This is a genomic window from uncultured Shewanella sp., from assembly GCF_947497935.1.
Classification (GTDB): domain Bacteria; phylum Pseudomonadota; class Gammaproteobacteria; order Enterobacterales; family Shewanellaceae; genus Shewanella.
The window spans coordinates 221,754-238,739 of record NZ_CANMIO010000007.1 but is presented as its reverse complement, the minus strand read 5'-3'; the positions used below and the strand labels follow the sequence as shown (position 1 = coordinate 238,739).

16 protein-coding genes are annotated in these 16,986 nt (G+C 42.2%); 9 read left to right on the top strand and 7 right to left on the bottom strand.

The window, feature by feature from the left end:
- Window positions 1–71 precede the first annotated feature (71 nt).
- Window positions 72–287 carry a sulfurtransferase TusA family protein gene (locus tag Q1A86_RS10830; protein ID WP_299806364.1) on the bottom strand — a complete coding sequence of 72 codons (216 nt, stop codon included), beginning with the start codon at window positions 285–287 and terminating at the stop codon, window positions 72–74.
- Window positions 288–398: 111 nt separating this feature from the next.
- Here Q1A86_RS10830 and Q1A86_RS10825 point away from each other — a divergent pair, with 111 nt between their 5' ends.
- The 4 genes from Q1A86_RS10825 (at window position 399) to Q1A86_RS10810 (ending at window position 4,765) form a co-directional block, all read left to right on the top strand.
- Window positions 399–1,859: a M48 family metalloprotease gene (locus tag Q1A86_RS10825; RefSeq protein ID WP_299806362.1), complete on the top strand. Its 1,461-nt coding sequence runs from the start codon at window positions 399–401 to the stop codon at window positions 1,857–1,859.
- A 73-nt stretch (window positions 1,860–1,932) separates the two neighbouring features.
- Window positions 1,933–2,283: an arsenate reductase (glutaredoxin) gene (gene arsC, locus Q1A86_RS10820; protein WP_299806360.1), complete on the top strand. Its 351-nt coding sequence runs from the start codon at window positions 1,933–1,935 to the stop codon at window positions 2,281–2,283.
- Window positions 2,284–2,295: 12 nt separating this feature from the next.
- Entirely contained in the window at window positions 2,296–2,667 is a 372-nt protein-coding gene (locus Q1A86_RS10815; RefSeq protein ID WP_299806358.1) for a DUF2069 domain-containing protein, read from the top strand.
- A gap of 163 nt (window positions 2,668–2,830) precedes the next feature.
- Window positions 2,831–4,765, top strand: a complete 1,935-nt coding sequence (locus tag Q1A86_RS10810; protein ID WP_299806356.1) for a hypothetical protein — start codon at window positions 2,831–2,833, stop codon at window positions 4,763–4,765.
- 91 nt (window positions 4,766–4,856) lie between these two features.
- Here the strand turns inward: Q1A86_RS10810 and hda are convergent, their stop codons facing one another.
- The gene (hda, locus tag Q1A86_RS10805) at window positions 4,857–5,567 is read right to left on the bottom strand and encodes a DnaA inactivator Hda (protein WP_299806354.1); all 711 of its coding nucleotides are present in this window, start codon (window positions 5,565–5,567) and stop codon (window positions 4,857–4,859) included.
- Window positions 5,568–5,640: 73 nt separating this feature from the next.
- Window positions 5,641–6,753 carry a DUF2066 domain-containing protein gene (locus Q1A86_RS10800; RefSeq protein WP_299806352.1) on the bottom strand — a complete coding sequence of 371 codons (1,113 nt, stop codon included), beginning with the start codon at window positions 6,751–6,753 and terminating at the stop codon, window positions 5,641–5,643.
- A gap of 176 nt (window positions 6,754–6,929) precedes the next feature.
- Here Q1A86_RS10800 and Q1A86_RS10795 point away from each other — a divergent pair, with 176 nt between their 5' ends.
- Complete coding sequence (locus Q1A86_RS10795; protein ID WP_299806350.1) at window positions 6,930–8,186, top strand: uracil-xanthine permease family protein; 1,257 nt, start codon at window positions 6,930–6,932, stop codon at window positions 8,184–8,186.
- 82 nt (window positions 8,187–8,268) lie between these two features.
- Here Q1A86_RS10795 and Q1A86_RS10790 read toward each other — a convergent pair whose 3' ends face one another.
- A complete protein-coding gene (locus Q1A86_RS10790; RefSeq protein ID WP_299806348.1) occupies window positions 8,269–8,610 on the bottom strand; it encodes a Grx4 family monothiol glutaredoxin in 342 nt (113 codons plus the stop codon).
- A 225-nt stretch (window positions 8,611–8,835) separates the two neighbouring features.
- Here Q1A86_RS10790 and sodB point away from each other — a divergent pair, with 225 nt between their 5' ends.
- The 4 genes from sodB to Q1A86_RS10770 all read left to right on the top strand — a co-directional run bounded on the left by sodB (window position 8,836) and on the right by Q1A86_RS10770 (window position 14,425).
- Window positions 8,836–9,420, top strand: coding sequence for a superoxide dismutase [Fe] (gene sodB / locus Q1A86_RS10785; protein WP_299806346.1), 585 nt, complete (start codon window positions 8,836–8,838; stop codon window positions 9,418–9,420).
- Window positions 9,421–9,647: 227 nt separating this feature from the next.
- Window positions 9,648–11,582 carry a PrkA family serine protein kinase gene (locus tag Q1A86_RS10780; RefSeq protein ID WP_299806344.1) on the top strand — a complete coding sequence of 645 codons (1,935 nt, stop codon included), beginning with the start codon at window positions 9,648–9,650 and terminating at the stop codon, window positions 11,580–11,582.
- 50 nt (window positions 11,583–11,632) lie between these two features.
- The gene (locus Q1A86_RS10775) at window positions 11,633–12,901 is read left to right on the top strand and encodes a YeaH/YhbH family protein (RefSeq protein WP_299806342.1); all 1,269 of its coding nucleotides are present in this window, start codon (window positions 11,633–11,635) and stop codon (window positions 12,899–12,901) included.
- Window positions 12,902–12,910: 9 nt separating this feature from the next.
- Complete coding sequence (locus Q1A86_RS10770) at window positions 12,911–14,425, top strand: SpoVR family protein (protein WP_299806340.1); 1,515 nt, start codon at window positions 12,911–12,913, stop codon at window positions 14,423–14,425.
- Window positions 14,426–14,504: 79 nt separating this feature from the next.
- Here Q1A86_RS10770 and rplY read toward each other — a convergent pair whose 3' ends face one another.
- The 3 genes from rplY to Q1A86_RS10755 form a co-directional block, all read right to left on the bottom strand.
- On the bottom strand, window positions 14,505–14,792 hold the full coding sequence (gene rplY, locus Q1A86_RS10765) for a 50S ribosomal protein L25 (protein WP_299806338.1): 288 nt from the start codon (window positions 14,790–14,792) through the stop codon (window positions 14,505–14,507).
- Between the two features lie 145 nt (window positions 14,793–14,937).
- Window positions 14,938–15,489: a DUF882 domain-containing protein gene (locus Q1A86_RS10760; RefSeq protein ID WP_299806336.1), complete on the bottom strand. Its 552-nt coding sequence runs from the start codon at window positions 15,487–15,489 to the stop codon at window positions 14,938–14,940.
- Between the two features lie 117 nt (window positions 15,490–15,606).
- Window positions 15,607–16,860, bottom strand: a complete 1,254-nt coding sequence (locus Q1A86_RS10755; RefSeq protein WP_299806334.1) for a L,D-transpeptidase family protein — start codon at window positions 16,858–16,860, stop codon at window positions 15,607–15,609.
- Between the last annotated feature and the right edge of the window lie 126 nt (window positions 16,861–16,986).

The following is a 16,986-nucleotide window of genomic DNA, read 5'->3' as shown; positions in this document are numbered from 1 at the left end:
TGACCAAATCACCTACTGCAGCCATCGTTAAAATAATATCTCACACAATGTAAAACTGTATAAAGTCTCTTTTACTTAGTCACGGTTATCGACATGATGGTGTCATTATCTTCAAACACTTTATGACAAAAACCCGCTTTTTTTAGATAACGGGGAACATCTTGCCTAGAGCCGGGGTCAGATAAGACAACACGAATGCGTTCGCCCACAGCCAGCTGCTTGAGTGCAAGTTTGACTTTAACTAACGGCAACGGACAACGATATTGTGTTAAATCAATAATAATCATAATGAACTTGCTATAACCAATCTAAGGCTATTATCCTAATAAGCAACGCAAACCACAAGCAAGCATTATGGTTTGACAATAACAGAAGCATAGCCCAATTTAAGGATCCGCTTGAGTAAATTAACTTTTTCAAAATCCGTTATCGCTGGAGCCCTGTCTTTTATTTTATGCACAAGCTCTGCTGTTACTTATGCCAATAACGATTTACCTGACCTAGGTACTGCTGCTGTTAATACATTCAGTTTAGAAAAAGAAACTGAAGTAGGTGATGCCTATATGCGGGTGATCCGTGGCTCAGCACCTATGCTCAACGATCCCGTTTTAAATCAATACCTCACTGAATTAGGTAATAAACTAGTTGCTCATGCTACTGGTGTAAAAACCCCTTTTTACTTTTTCTTATTAAGAAATGATGAAATTAACGCATTTGCATTCTTTGGCGGTCACGTTGGTGTGCATACTGGTTTATTTCTTAATGCTGACACTGAAAGCGAATTAGCCTCTGTTCTTGGTCACGAAATTACCCACGTTACCCAGCGTCACTTAGCCCGTTCTATAGAAGCGCAACAAAAGACCTCTCCAGCAACGATAGCTGGCATGTTAGGAGCCATTCTGTTAACCATCGCCTCCCCCCAAGCAGGTATGGCGGCATTAGCGACGACTCAGGCATTAGCTACCCAGTCGAAGATTAACTACACCCGCCTTCATGAAAAAGAAGCCGATCGTATTGGCATGCAAGTCATGGTTGATGCAGGGTTTGATCCCAATGGTGCTTCTGACTTTTTCGGTAAACTGGCGACCCGATATCGATTCACGACTAAACCGCCACAAATGTTGCTAACGCATCCATTACCCGAATCACGTATTTCTGAGGCTCGAATACGTGCCGAGCAATATCCACACAGACAAATACCCGATAATCTAAACTTCCAGCTTGCTAAGGCACGAATTCAAGTAAGATTTTCTGGCTACAGTGAGCAAGCTGCACTTTCTATCTTTGATAAGCAACTCAAGCATCATCGTTATACATTTAAGAGTGCTGCAGAGTATGGCAAGGCTTTGGCGCTATTTAGATTAAAGAAATTCGCCGAATCAGAACAGATTATCGATGAGCTCTTAGCTAAGAGCCCTAATAACCTATTTTTTATCGATACTAAAACCGATCTTCTCAGTCAAAGAGGCGCCCAGAAAGAGGCTATTGAACTGCTATTAACACAAAAGCAGCTAAAGCCAACATCTCAAGTGGTCAATACCAATCTTGCCAACGTCTATATAGAAGATGATCAGGTAAGCAAAGCCATCCCTCTACTTGAAGACCTTATCTTTCTCGATAAGCAAAACCAGTTACCCTATTTCTTGTTAAATGAGGCTTATAAAAAGAACGGTAACAAGGCGATGGAGTACTTTGTTAAGGCTGAATCTCTAGCGCTAATTGCCGATTATAAGACTGCTATCGATCAATTAAATTTCGCTTACCGAGAATCTAAAGGTGATCCACTACAGTTAGCGAGAATCGAAGCTCGGATCAGGCAGTTTAGGCAAGCAGATCGCGCGCTAGAACAATTACAATAACAGCAGTTTCACTGTGACTATGATCACAAAATAACGTATCATAGTCACAACCTTTAATAACAATAAATCGAATATGACAAGCGCTACTATTTATCACAATCCAAAATGTTCTAAAAGCCGCCAAACCTTGGCCTTGTTAGAAGAAAATAACTGTACTATTCATATCGTTGAATATTTGAAGACGCCAGTTTCAATAGCCGATATCACTGATATTTTAACCAAATTAAATCTCGCGCCAAGAGAGATGATGCGCACCAAAGAGGTTGAATATAATGAGCTGGGCCTGAGTGATCCCACGTTAACTGACGCGCAGTTAATTCAGGCAATGATTGATACACCAAAGCTTATTGAACGCCCTATTGTATTAGCAAACAATAAAGCTGCAATCGGGCGACCACCAGAAAACGTTCTTTCTATTTTATAAGTGAGTCAAATAATGAACTCGACTACCCTATTTAAGCTTTGCCGCACAGGTTATGTGGCATTGGTCATGTTGTTAGGGGCATGGTTCATACGCCAAGGGGCAACTGGCGAATATTCGATGCTATTTAGCCTTCTTTGGATTGTGCCGCTACTTCTTCCTCTCAAAGGTATTTTAACCGGCAAACCGTACACTTATGCTTGGGCCAGTTTTATCCTTTGTCTTTACATGTTGCATGCCCTTACCCTGGTTTATGTAACTGAAACTGACACACTCTTTGCGATTGTTGAATCATTACTTATTGCAAGTCTACTAGTCGGTTTCCCTTTCTATGCTCGGATCCGCGGCCGAGAGCTTGGGCTGGGTTTAAAGAAAAAGAAGCGTTAATCATCTAGAACGAAGACGATCTGTATGCCGTCTTCGTTCTATATACTCCCCCTTGCCCCAATAATTCTTAACATACCATTAAACTCCCCTTTGTTTGCTTAACAAATCTCGTGCTATATTGCTATACCAGCCTATAAAAAGTATAAAAACAAAGGATAATTCTATGAAGCGTTCCTTAAGCTACATATTAATTGGTGCTATTGGGCTCACTGCATGTGGTGGTAGTAGTGACAGCTCGACAGACAGCTCAAGTGATATAACTCCTCCTGTTATACCTGATGGTTTAGCTCGGTGTGACACTGAAACCCAGCTAGATCAAACTACAACCCCCTCTGGCCTTGTGCTTCTGACTGAGTCTAATTATAAGGTGGGCCAGCCTGCTGCAGTCATTGCAACCCTCAAAGGAAACAATGTCACTGACCATGGCTTTAACTGGAAACAGCTCAGTGGCCCAAGTCTCATTTTAAAAAGTAGCAAAAGCCCAGTTTTAGCATTTACGGCGAACAGTCCTGGTAACTATGAATTTGAATTGACGGTTAATGGTGAGCAAACATCTTTTACTGAATCGATTGAACTAACCATCGAGGCAGGTAGTGCTGATCAAATTGCGACCCGTGTAGATCATCAGGTGACTGAAGGAAACTCTGTTAGCTTTAGAGTTGACACCCCAGAAACAAATAGCCCTTCGCAAATCAGCTGGTGTGTCGCTGGCGGTCCAGCGCTTAATGTAGACATTACCGGCCCAGAAAAGCCGTTGTTCACCGCACCGAATGTCGATGAAGATACACTTTCAATTCTTAGGGTCTCGGCAGTCATAAATGGTCAGCCAACCACAGATGATGTACATCTGTTAATTACAAACGAGCAGGCCATTTCCTCTAGCTATTTTGATGAAAGCGTTGCCAAAACCTTTGCGTATAAGGCTGACTCTCCCTATAAGAAAGACTTGCAGGCCTGCGTATATTCAAATCAACTCCAAGATGCATGCCCAATATCTCGCTTACCATTAATTGGCCAAGAAGCTAACATCGACAAGCAAGCGATATTAGATAGAGTATTAGTCTCTCATCAATGGATGGGAGAAAACTTTGAGTACGTACTTGAAAATTTAGATCCGAATAGCGATTTTGCCACCCTTTTACAATCTGTCACTGCCGTTGTTATTAGCTATGATATAAGACCCTCATTCTACTGGGTTGTGACAGGCGCAATTTACTTAGATCCAAATGATCTATGGTTACTTGCTGAAGAGCGCGACTCCATCAATGAAGCCCCTGATTACCGCAGTGGTTTTGGTAATGAGTTAAACTTTCTAATGCCTTGGCGTTACGTGAAAAATAACAATTATACCTCTTATGTTGTGCCAAGAAGTGTACGAACCAACCGTACGGCTCAGGAGATGATGCCAGACTTAGCCTCACTTCTTTATCATGAACTGGCTCACGCCAATGACTTTTTTCCAAGAAGTGTACACCTAGGCTTATCTGGCCCTACTCTGCTCGATGATTACCTGCGCCGTAGCGACCAAAAGCAGCTTGTTTCCGATCAACTTACGGCTTTCTATCCATTAAACAGCCAAGAGATGGCTAACTTAGCAGAGGTCAGTTTCAAAGGTGCGACGGCTAACGAAACACAGAAAAACTACACTGCAGCCGATATCAGTGGTTTCTTTTCTCCCGATAGAGCCTCTGACTATTACGCCTACTCCACGAGGAGAGAAGACGCAGCAATGTTATTTGAAGAAGCGTTAATGAGTCACAGATACTCTATTCAACGGGATGTCGCGGTTACCGATAGGCCAGAAAACCCAACGGGCAGCAGCATCAGTGTGGACTGGGGACAACGTGGACGTATTGGCGACCCTAAATTGGAGAGTCGAGCCGCATTTGTCATCGACCAGATTATGCCGGAACTTAACGGCGCAACGCTCGTCAGAAGTTTGCCTGATCCGATTGCAATGAAACAGGGACAGTCTTGGTCAGACAATCTTGCACTGTCCCCGTCTGTCAAATCCCAATTGAACCCAATATCACCTAGCGTCACTGTTTCTCCAGAGTTACGGTTAAGTGGAGATAGGCATGTAAAACCAGTCGAATAAGAGAATAGTTAACTCTGACTGACATACAGAAACATAAAAGCCCAGATAGTCGATCTGGGCTTTTATGTTTTGCAGAGCAAATAAGTGTTAGTTATAGGCGAAGCATTTCTTTAATAAATGGAATCGTCAATTTGCGTTGGTGAACCATAGAGGCTTTATCTAGCCTATCTAAAACATCAAACAGGGTTCTCAGATCTCGAGCCAAACGATTCAGTAGAAAACGTCCTACATCTTCAGGTAGTTGTAAGCCTCTCATAGCTGCTCGGCGTTGTAATGCGGCAAGCTTTTCTGCATCAGCCATCGGCTGCAGCTGGTAATTAAGTCCCCACTGCATACGAGAGACGAGATCTGGCAATGAAAAACCACTATCACTCGGTGATACACTTGCACTCACAACGAGCGAACAGGTTTTCTGCTCTGAAATTCGATTATAAAGGTCAAATATCGCCTCTTCCCACAAAGGATGACCGGCAATTGCGTCGACATCATCGATACAGACTAAATCTAGTTTTTCTAAGCCTTCTAATAAGGCAGTAGAGATACTCGCGTGGATCCCAAGGGGAATATAGAAACTACTTCGACCGAGATCGTTAGCATGAGCACATGCAGCGTGCATAAGGTGGGTGCGTCCTGATTTTTCAGGCCCCCACAAAAAAACAGCACCATTCGACTTGCCTTCTGCGCAATCTTGTAAACTTTGAATAAGCTCATCATTACCCGTAGCAGGATAATAACTGTTGAAGGTTTCATCATCAGGTAGATGAACTGGCAGTGATAATTGTAAAGGAGAGTTTGACTTCACTCAGGTACTTCTCAATGACGCTATATTTCTATATTAGACACACATGGTAGCATGTGTGTCTCTCGATTGGGAGCTATTGCCCTTTCCAATAATAGATCTGTATCTCTTTCTGAGATGCTTCTATCGGTTCAACAGGTGAAAAACCCATGTTTTGTTGAATATTTGACTCTACCGTCCCAACCTGTGGGTCGAGAGACATCAACCGGTGAAGATCTGACTCATTACCAAATAACGCTAAATTAAACTCAACAGTCTGACCTTTAATGCTAGCAATACTTGCAGACTTGATAGCACTTAATTGAGCCAGGTATCGCTCAATCAGTACAAGTTGCTTAATATCGATCACATCGCTAAATGCAATCTTGGTCGTATTACGCTCACCCGAATCAGCAATCGCGTACTGGCTAACATAATATTCACTCGCCGCGGCAATCATAGCTGTAACGGCATCTTCTATTGTAGCCGTTTCACCACGGGTATTAATAAGTGATGTCATCTGCATTGCTTGCGGATCTTTATCTCTAGGATAAAGCCCCATCTGATAATGGTATACTGCTCCTTGAGGCTCAACAGTCGCCATTAAGAAATAATTAGCCTGATATCTTAGTGAAGCATTAGCGACGTTATCAGTAAAACGACCACGAATATCATTCACTCCAACCTTCATCGAATCATCAAGATCCATTAAAGGAAACAACAACGGTACCCCTCGGCTCAATGACTCAGAATCAAAGGTCTTCCGACTAGAAGATGATGACCCATCATTCAATATTTGTCGCTCACCATCTTCATCAAGGACTAGCCACACTAAGGTTAATGGCCGCTGTGTGCCCCAAACGGGTAGACCCGCTTCCCTTAGTAAGCGAATAATACGTTTATGATCAAAGTTAACTTTAAGAAACAACTCCCCAGCATCTTCATAATAACCATACTGAGTCATTAATGAGCTCGCATTCTTAAGCTGCTTCTGGATCAGCGGATTCGTCAATGCAGCCTGAGTTCCTGAGTTTTTCATAATCACAGCTTCGAAGGCCTGTTTGATACCTTGACTTCTAAGGGCTGTGGATCGGGACTCAATAGATACTGCACTTTCATCAAGCGAGTTGACATCTGCTGCATTAACAAATGTCGATAGACACGCAAGAAAGGGAAAGATGACAAAAAAACGTAAAGTGAATTTCAACATGTTTAAGATTCAGGGACGACTCGATAGACAAAATTGTATCACATCTTTTCTGTTTTAGGCCGAGTAAAAACCAATAGCGCCTGCAAAGCGAATCAATACATTCTTGAAGCAACTCACATACCTACAGAGCAAAAGCAGTTATCCTTGATAGGTTTACTTAAAATAAGAGAGAGATAATGAAAAATCTAACCATGCCTTTGCAGGGAGCGCAAATGCTATTTGTCGCATTTGGCTCCTTAGTATTGATGCCTTTGCTGACAGGCTTAGATACAAACGTAGCACTATTTACCGCTGGCATAGGTACCCTACTATTCCAATTGATCACTAAACGTCAAATCCCAATCTTTCTAGCGTCTTCATTCGCTTTCATCGCGCCGATTATGTACGGCGTACAAACCTGGGGAATTCCATCGACCATGGGTGGCTTGATGGCCGCAGGTGTTGTGTATGTGCTCTTAGCTTCAGTGATTAAAGTCAAAGGGGGCGGATTCATTAAGCGCTTATTGCCTCCAGTCGTAGTTGGTCCTGTCATTATTGTCATAGGCTTAGGTTTAGCCCCTGTCGCCGTTAACATGGCAGTCGGAAAAAGTGGTGACGGTGGGCTTGTTCTTGTGGAACAAAATGTGGCGCTACTTATATCACTAGCCTCACTTATCACCACTATTGCCGTAGCCATTTTCGCAAAAGGTATGCTTAAATTAATGCCTATCCTTGCAGGTATCTCAGTTGGCTATGGTTTAAGTCTTGCCTATGGCATCGTTGACTTTACCCCAGTGAGAGAAGCCGCTTGGATTGCGATGCCAAACTTCGTCGCGCCAGAGTTTAACTGGCATGCCATTCTATTTATGATCCCTGTCGCAATCGCACCAGCAGTCGAGCACATTGGCGATATCCTCGCAATCTCGAACGTAACTGGAAAAGATTACCTAAAAAAACCAGGATTACACCGCACACTTGCCGGTGATGGTGTCGCAACGATTGCCGCTTCAGCATTCGGTGGTCCACCAAACACTACTTATAGTGAAGTTACTGGTGCTGTTACCCTGACTAAGAACTTTAACCCAGTTGTTATGACTTGGACGGCTGTCACCGCGATTCTGTTCTCTTTCGTAGGTAAGTTAGGCGCACTACTACAAACCATTCCAGTACCTGTTATGGGCGGCATCATGTGCCTACTGTTCGGTTCGATAGCCGCTGTTGGTCTTAACTCTTTAATTAAGAACCACGTTGACATGAACGAGCCTCGTAACTTAAGTATTGTTGGTGTCACATTGGTATTCGGTATCGGTGGAATGGCATTCGGTATTGGTTCATTCAGTCTAACGGGTATCAGCCTGTGCGGTATCCTAGCAATCGTAATGAACCTGCTGCTTCCTGATAACGCGGCCTCACATGAAAAGATTATCAGTGAGAAGATTAATCCTCCTTCATAATTGATAATCCCGACAAAAAAAGCCCCTATCGGTAAACCTATAGGGGCTTTTTATTCGCTAAAATTTATAACAAGAGAGAAGCTTACGCTTGATCCTCTTCAGTCTTAAATTTAGCAGCAGTTTCTTTGATAAGAGTTTGTAACTCACCCTTCTGGTACATTTCAGTCAGAATGTCACAGCCACCTATCAATTCACCTTCAACCCATAGTTGAGGAAACGTTGGCCAATTAGCATATTTTGGTAGCTCGGCACGGATATCTGGGTGCTGAAGGATATCAACGAAAGCAAATTGCTCTTCGCAGTTAATCATGATCTGCGCGACCTGAGATGAAAAACCACAGCTTGGTAACTTTGGTGAGCCCTTCATATAAACGATAATTGGATTTTCGGCAATTTGCTGCTTGATTTTTTCTACAGTTTCCATTTTTCATTCCTGATTAAAACATCATTACAATCGCCCCATTGTACGTCAGTATTTAGCAGAACAAAAACCTACTTTTTAAAGGGGTAATGAGTAATAGAAATAATCGATTAAGATAATCGCTCATTTTGAATAAACAATGATACACTTCACAAGTTTATTAGGTAAAATGTCTCGCAGTGAGCAAGAACGCACAAAATAACAAACCAGAGTTAACGGAGAAAACAAATGGCTTTTGAATTACCAGCATTACCTTACGCAAAGAACGCACTTGAGCCACACATCTCGGAAGAAACAATTAATTTTCATTACGGTAAGCATCACAACACATACGTTGTAAAGCTTAACGGTTTAGTTGAAGGTACTGAACTTGAGCAAAAGAGCCTAGAAGAGATCATCAAGACCTCTACTGGTGGTATCTTTAATAACGCAGCTCAAATCTGGAATCACACATTCTACTGGAACTGTCTATCACCAAATGGTGGCGGTGAAGCAACTGGTCCAGTAGCAGACGCAATCGTTGCTGCCTTTGGTTCATTTGAAGCATTCAAGGCACAGTTTACCGATGCAGCAGTCAACAACTTCGGTAGCGCTTGGACATGGCTTGTAAAAAATGCAGACGGCAGTGTTGCAATCGTGAACACTAGCAATGCAGCGACTCCGCTAACAGATGAAGGGGTTACACCTATCATGACTGTTGACGTATGGGAACACGCTTATTACATCGATTACCGTAACGTGCGCCCAGACTATCTAGCGCACTTCTGGGAATTAATTAACTGGGATTTTGTGAACGCAAATTTCACAGCTTAATCAGTTAATATCGTAGAAATTAAAAAGGAGCCTTGTGGCTCCTTTTTTATTACATATTTAAAATCCTCAGTTTCATCTCAACTGCAACTATTGCAAATGCAACTATTTCTTATTGTTTTTATTTAGTTTTTTACAACACAGCTCTCATTTAACGTCTAACATTAAAGGTAGGAGGTGAAGATTATTTACCTCCAATCTTACCAATTTTGCGTTTCAGGGGGCCGATTATGAGCATATTTGAGCATTACCAACAGCGCTATGAGAAGAAGCTTGATGAAGAGTATTCGTTAGAAGACTTCTTAGCAATCTGTAAAAAAGACAGAAGTGCATACGCTTCGGCGGCTGAGCGCTTATTAATGGCGATCGGTGAGCCCGAACTCGTCGATACGTCGAAAGATCCTGTTCTCAGTCGATTATTTTCCAACCGTCTTATCTCACGTTATCCTGCATTTAAAGATTTTTACGGTATGGAGGAAGCCATAGAGCAGATAGTCGCTTATCTTAAACACTCCGCTCAAGGCCTAGAAGAATCAAAGCAGATCCTTTATTTACTAGGACCAGTCGGTGGTGGTAAGTCATCTCTTGCTGAAAAACTCAAGGCATTAATGCAGAACGTCCCTATCTATGTGCTTACCGCCGATGGAGTTCGCAGCCCAGTTAACGACCATCCATTCTGCCTATTTAATATTGATGAAGATGGAGACATTCTAAAACAGGAATACAACATTCCTGACCGTTACCTCAAGACCATCATGTCACCCTGGGCAGTTAAGCGCCTGCATGAGTTTGGTGGTGATATTTCCAAGTTCAAAGTGGTCAAAGTATATCCTTCTATTCTCGATCAATTAGCGGTCGCAAAAACAGAACCTGGTGATGAAAATAACCAAGATATCTCTTCGTTAGTGGGTAAAGTCGATATTCGACAACTAGAGCACTTTGCCCAGCATGATGCCGACGCTTACTCCTATTCAGGTGCCTTGTGCCGTGCAAACCAAGGCATGATGGAATTCGTCGAGATGTTTAAAGCGCCTATTAAAGTATTACACCCTCTGTTAACCGCAACCCAGGAGGGGAATTATAATGGTACCGAGGGACTATCCGCTCTACCCTTTAGTGGTATTATTCTCGCTCACTCTAACGAGTCAGAGTGGACTACATTCAGAAATAACAAAACTAATGAAGCATTTTTAGACCGAGTCTACATCGTTAAAGTCCCTTATTGCCTCAGAATGTCTGAAGAAGTAAAAATTTACCAAAAGCTACTGGCAAATTCTGAGCTTGCCAATACCCCTTGTGCACCTGGCACATTAGAAACCTTGGCTCAATTTAGTGTGTTGTCTAGAGTCATCGCACCAGAAAACTCATCCATTTATTCCAAAATGCGGGTGTACGACGGTGAAAGCTTAAAAGATACCGATCCTAAGGCTAAATCCTACCAAGAGTACCGTGATTATGCGGGTGTAGATGAAGGCATGCAGGGCTTGTCTACTCGTTTTGCATTTAAGATCCTCTCAAGAGTATTTAATTTTGACCATACCGAGATTGCAGCGAACCCAGTTCATTTGTTTTATGTCTTAGAGCGTCAAATCGAACAGGAACAGTTCCCAAGCGAAATGGCTGAGCGATACCTTGAGTTTTTAAAAGGCTACCTCATCCCCAAGTATGTCGAATTTATTGGTAAAGAGATCCAAACGGCCTATTTAGAATCTTATTCTGAATATGGACAAAATATTTTTGACCGCTACGTTACCTATGCAGACTTCTGGATCCAAGATCAAGAGTACCGCGACCCAGAAACTGGTCAGCTTTTCGATAGAGCAGCTCTTAATTCAGAGTTAGAAAAAATTGAAAAACCCGCAGGGATCAGTAATCCAAAAGACTTCAGAAATGAAATAGTTAACTTTGTACTACGCGCTCGTGCAAATAACGAAGGAACAAACCCCTTATGGACAAGCTACGAGAAGCTCAGAACTGTCATCGAGAAGAAAATGTTCTCTAATACTGAAGATCTTTTACCTGTCATCTCTTTCAATGGCAAAACCTCTACAGACGATCAACGTAAACATGATGACTTTGTCAATCGTATGATGGAAAAAGGCTACACCCAAAAACAAGTAAGGCTACTTTCAGAATGGTATTTGAGAGTAAGAAAGTCTTCTTAAAAAGCCCAAAGGGGAGCTCCTCTCCCCTTCTTTTTGGCTAGGAGGTGCGCATGACAAGTTTCATTGATAGAAGGCTTAACTCTAAGGGCAAAAGTACCGTAAATAGACAGCGCTTTATTAACCGCTATAAAAAGCAGATAAAAAAAGCCGTTAGTGACGCCGTCACCCGTCGAAGTGTTACCGATGTCGATAAAGGTGAAAAAATCAGTATTCCGACAAGAGATATCAGCGAGCCCACTTTTCACCATGGTAATGGTGGTGTACGCGAACGCGTCCATCCTGGTAATGATAAGTTTGCTCGTGGAGACCAAATTGAACGCCCACCATCGGGTCAAGGCCAAGGTGCTGGCCAAGGTGAAGCTTCTGATTCCGGTGAAGGTCAAGATGACTTTGTGTTTCAAATCTCAAAAGATGAGTATTTAGAACTGCTATTTGAAGATCTAGAGCTCCCTAACCTCCAAAACAATCGCTTAAACAAATTGGTTGAGTATCAAGTGTATAGAGCTGGTTTCACCAATGATGGCGTGCCTGCCAATATTAATATTGTTCGCTCACTCCGTTCATCTCTTGCTCGTCGAACGGCGATGACCGCCACCAAGAAGGCAAATTTAAAAGCCCTTGAACAAGAGCTTTCACAACTTGAAAATACTCCTGGTTCACAAGCGGAGCGGATCTTGGCGCTCAAGGAGGAAATCGCCGATTTAAAACAGCGTATTAAAAAGGTACCGTTTATCGATACCTTCGATCTACGTTATAACAATTTCGCCAAACGTGAAGTCCCCTCAAGCCAGGCTGTTATGTTTTGCTTAATGGACGTATCTGGCTCTATGGATCAAGCAACTAAAGATATGGCAAAACGCTTCTATATTTTACTCTATCTATTTTTAACTAGAACCTACAAGAATCTAGAGGTTGTGTATATCCGCCATCATACACAAGCTAAAGAAGTTGATGAGCACGAGTTTTTCTACTCTCAAGAAACGGGTGGCACTATAGTATCGAGTGCTCTTAAATTAATGCATGAAATACAAAAGAAACGTTACCCAGAGAATGAATGGAATATTTATGCCGCTCAGGCATCAGATGGGGATAATTGGGCCGATGACTCGCCGTCTTGTCATGAGATCCTAGAAAAGCAGTTACTCCCAGTTGTTCGCTATTTTAGTTATATCGAGATCACTAACCGCGCCCATCAAACGCTTTGGCGGGAGTATGAAGATTTACAAAAGTCTCACAGCAATATTGCCGTACAACATATAAAACAAGCTGAAGACATATACCCTGTATTTAGAGAGTTATTTAAAAAGCAGGCTGTTTAGGGGGTGATTATGGATAATCTAAACAAGAGAACACCATTAGACGATGGCCCAGATTGGAACTTCGACTTATTACAGAGCTACCTAACCGAAATAGAGCGTGTCGCAGACTTTTATCGCTTAGATGCTTACCCTAATCAAATTGAAGTCATTACAGCAGAGCAGATGATGGATGCTTATGCAGGCATAGGTATGCCAATCGGCTACACCCATTGGTCTTTCGGTAAACGTTTTATTGAAACAGAACAAGGGTATAAGCGCGGCCAGATGGGATTAGCGTATGAAATTGTAATTAATTCAGATCCCTGTATTGCATACTTGATGGAAGAGAACACCATCACTATGCAAGCTCTAGTGATGGCCCATGCCAGCTTCGGCCATAATAGTTTTTTTAAAGGTAACTATCTATTCAAGACTTGGACCGATGCCAGCTCAATTATTGATTATCTCGTATTTGCCAGAAATTATATCAGTGAGTGCGAGGAGCTTTACGGGATTGATAAGGTTGAGAGTATTATCGACTCTTGTCATGCGCTCATGAGTTACGGCGTCGATCGATATAAGCGCCCCAGTGAGATCTCATTCAAAGAAGAGAAGATGCGCCAAAAGGACAGAGAGGCTTATCTTCAGAGTCAAGTGAATGAACTATGGCGTACGATTCCAGATCTCCCACAAGAGGAAGCACAGGAAGAAACGAAACACTTTCCATCAGAGCCACAGGAAAATATTCTGTACTTTATCGAAAAGAATGCGCCACTACTTGAACCTTGGCAGCGTGAGATTGTGCGCATAGTAAGGAAAATGGGTCAATACTTCTATCCGCAAAAACAAACTCAGGTAATGAATGAGGGGTGGGCAACTTTTTGGCACTACACCATCCTCAACCACCTTTATGATGAAGGGTTAGTGACAGACCGATTTATGCTTGAGTTCTTGCAAAGCCACACTAACGTTGTGGCGCAGCCTAGCTACAATAGCCCTCATTACAGTGGTATCAACCCTTATGCTTTGGGCTTTAATATGTTCGTTGATATTAGGCGGATCTGTGAAAACCCAACGGAAGAAGATAAGGAGTGGTTCCCGGAAATTGCCGGTAGTGATTGGCTCACGACACTACACTTTGCTATGGAAAACTTTAAAGATGAAAGTTTTATTAGTCAATATTTGTCACCGACTATCATAAGGCAATTTAAACTTTTCTCAGTCTTAGATGATGACAGAAAAAACCATATAAGTGTTTCGGCGATTCACGATGAAGAGGGATATAAAGAGATAAGACAAAAACTTTCCCAGCAGTACAACCTGTCAAACTTGGAACCTAATATTCAGGTACAGAATGTTGAAGTCACGGGTGATCGTTCTATTACTTTAAGATATGTTCCTAACGCTAGGATCCCTTTAGCAGACACTTGCCATGAAGTCGTTAAACATCTACATCGGCTATGGGGCTTTGATGTAAAGCTTGAACAAAGTGATGATAATAAGTCGCACATCATTGCATCTTGCCCAGAAAAACCCGATACCTAAGCGAAAACACTAAACCTGTTTTACCGCTGACATAAAAAAAGCGCCTAATTTAGGCGCTTTTATCAAATCAACTTAAAAATTAAGCGAATTTGAAGTCAACGTGTTCAATCATTGGCTTGAACGCGTGGCGTTGCATGTCTTGAACGCGAACTTTAACATCTTTACCTTCTAGAGCGATAGTTAGCTCAGAAGTGTAGAAATCTTGGTTCTCTTGAATGTTGATGATGTCTTTGTGATCAAAAACAATAGAGATAGCTTCTTTACCTGGACCATAGATAACGCCAGGAACTTTGCTCGCGTGACGTAGGCGGCGGCTCGAACCTTTCCCGATTTCAGTACGAACTTGTGCAGCGATAGTGTAAGACATATTTAACTCACTTAATAAGAATATATAAAATAAATAGTCACGATTTTCGACCAACCATGACTTGCCAAAAGCGGACGGATTCTAACACAGAACTTATCGAGGCACAAAGCTTATCACATCACCAACGATAACTTTGTTACTTAGACTATGACCAAGATCTTACTGGGCCTGTATCGATATGGATAAAACCAGATTTAGGGTAATAGCCGACGCCACCGAGCTTTAACTCCATTGCCGCTTCTCGTATATGAGCGAGCTTTACTCCTGGAAGGGCTAGATCTAATGCCATACCTTTCATATGATAACTTTTCTTCGCAACCCCATTACTTCGATTAGCAAGCATGGCATTAGTTTTAGGGGAACGATAACCAGATATGACGTGTAAGTCTTCTTTAAAGCTCAGCGACTCTGTTAATTGATAAGCAAAATCGAATAAGCGCTTATCCATAGGCGCAGCTTCATTTTGACGATGATCACGAAGTACCTGGCTAAAGTCGGTCAAAATTTCGCTTTGATAATTTCCATCTACCCAATAGCTTCCCTGCCCGCGTTCACCTGTATGGCGGTTATAAAAACCTAGACTCCTAACCCCTTTAGTTGAACGACTTGCTTGAGCTTTAGATGGCAACATAGAAAACATTGCGACGCCACCTAATCCTAATAATAACTGCCTACGCGAGGAACATACTACTGACACACTTACACCACTGACTACTTTTCCAACAACTGGCAGGCAAATTACCCCGTCAAATTAAAGAAAGCAAGTAACTAAGTTAAATTAGCGAAAACTACTTTATAAGTCGTTGATTTTTGCTTATCCCCGTGTATAAGCGTCTTCCTGCAATTGATAGATGTCGTTTCTATACTGTGCTTGGTTAGTGTCATCTATCCAAGCGGTCCAATAGACTAGATGGACGTTAAGCGACGACTCTAGGGCGAACCACTGAGTCCGCTTTCTATCCGCATGCCTATCGACCCATGTTTGCTTGTCTTTTACTAAATTTGCAGCCATCCAATTGGCTAAGCCTTTAACATTCTCAATTCTAATACAGCCTGAAGAAAGCGCCCTATTACTACGCTGAAACAATTTGGGATCTGAGGTATCATGCAGATAGACGCTAAAATCATTTGGGAAGTAAAACTTATACCTCCCTAACGTATTATTAGCTCCTGGCCGCTGCACGAACCTAAATGGAAATGGGCCTTTAGCTAAATCACTCCACTGCTCAGCAGTTCGCATCACTAAATTATTATTACGGTCAAACACATCAAAGTTACGTTGTGAGATGTAGTTACCATCTTTTCTCACCTGTGGCAATAGATCGTTATACATAATTTTTTTGGGTACACGCCAGCTGGGATTAATCACCACATTAGAAATTGAACTACTCAGTATGGGCGTAGGTCGATAAGGCTTACCGACTATCACTCTTGAAACTAATTCAACTTCACCATGATCGAACAACTCCATCTCAAAGGCAGGGATATTTATAACTAGAAAACGATCATCTCTGTGCGCCATGAATTCGGCTCGTTGAATAAAATTATTAGCAAGAATTGAGGCCCGCTGCTCAGGAGTAACATTTAACCACTTAAGTGTTTCTGGACCGATTATCGCATCAGGCTTAAGTCCATGACGCCTTTGAAAACGTTTAAGTGCATCGGCAATAGGTGGACTTAACTTATTTGAATCTGTTGCAGCACTGCTCGCATCTCCTAAAAGCCATAAACGCCTTAAAACATTTGGTATATTAGGATCACTCTCTCCAGGACGGATCAAGCGTTCGAATTTAATTTCCTGCCACCAATCTTGCTCAGCCAACCACTGTAAATGACGAACACGATTCTGCAGCTCTAGATAACCAGCCAATTGCGGTTCAATAGCCATGGCTCTTCTCAAAGGGTCTTTTTGCTGGGTTAACTCTAGACTTCGAATTGGAATGTTTCGATGCAGCCAAAAAGTGGTTATATCCGCCTCAATGCTCGACAACTCAGATGTTGATAAGTGATACTGAGATAATGATTGCTTGTATTGATTAAACTTCTCATCTGTATCGACCAGGGCCATCAGAGATACCTGCTGGTATAACATATTTTGTGCACGAGTTAGCCGCTCAGTAGCGTGACTTGCTAAGCAAACAAAACACAAACAAATGCAGCATATCAGACTACAAAAACGCATCCTGCCCCCTCT

Coding starts and splice junctions, on each gene's coding strand:
- Q1A86_RS10830 (WP_299806364.1), bottom strand. CDS start 287: ATGATTATTATTGATTTAACACAATATCGTTGTCCGTTGCCGTTAGTT.
- arsC (WP_299806360.1), top strand. CDS start 1,933: ATGACAAGCGCTACTATTTATCACAATCCAAAATGTTCTAAAAGCCGC.
- Q1A86_RS10815 (WP_299806358.1), top strand. CDS start 2,296: ATGAACTCGACTACCCTATTTAAGCTTTGCCGCACAGGTTATGTGGCA.
- Q1A86_RS10810 (WP_299806356.1), top strand. CDS start 2,831: ATGAAGCGTTCCTTAAGCTACATATTAATTGGTGCTATTGGGCTCACT.
- Q1A86_RS10800 (WP_299806352.1), bottom strand. CDS start 6,753: ATGTTGAAATTCACTTTACGTTTTTTTGTCATCTTTCCCTTTCTTGCG.
- Q1A86_RS10795 (WP_299806350.1), top strand. CDS start 6,930: ATGAAAAATCTAACCATGCCTTTGCAGGGAGCGCAAATGCTATTTGTC.
- Q1A86_RS10790 (WP_299806348.1), bottom strand. CDS start 8,610: ATGGAAACTGTAGAAAAAATCAAGCAGCAAATTGCCGAAAATCCAATT.
- sodB (WP_299806346.1), top strand. CDS start 8,836: ATGGCTTTTGAATTACCAGCATTACCTTACGCAAAGAACGCACTTGAG.
- Q1A86_RS10780 (WP_299806344.1), top strand. CDS start 9,648: ATGAGCATATTTGAGCATTACCAACAGCGCTATGAGAAGAAGCTTGAT.
- Q1A86_RS10775 (WP_299806342.1), top strand. CDS start 11,633: ATGACAAGTTTCATTGATAGAAGGCTTAACTCTAAGGGCAAAAGTACC.
- Q1A86_RS10770 (WP_299806340.1), top strand. CDS start 12,911: ATGGATAATCTAAACAAGAGAACACCATTAGACGATGGCCCAGATTGG.
- rplY (WP_299806338.1), bottom strand. CDS start 14,792: ATGTCTTACACTATCGCTGCACAAGTTCGTACTGAAATCGGGAAAGGT.
- Q1A86_RS10755 (WP_299806334.1), bottom strand. CDS start 16,860: ATGGCCCTGGTCGATACAGATGAGAAGTTTAATCAATACAAGCAATCA.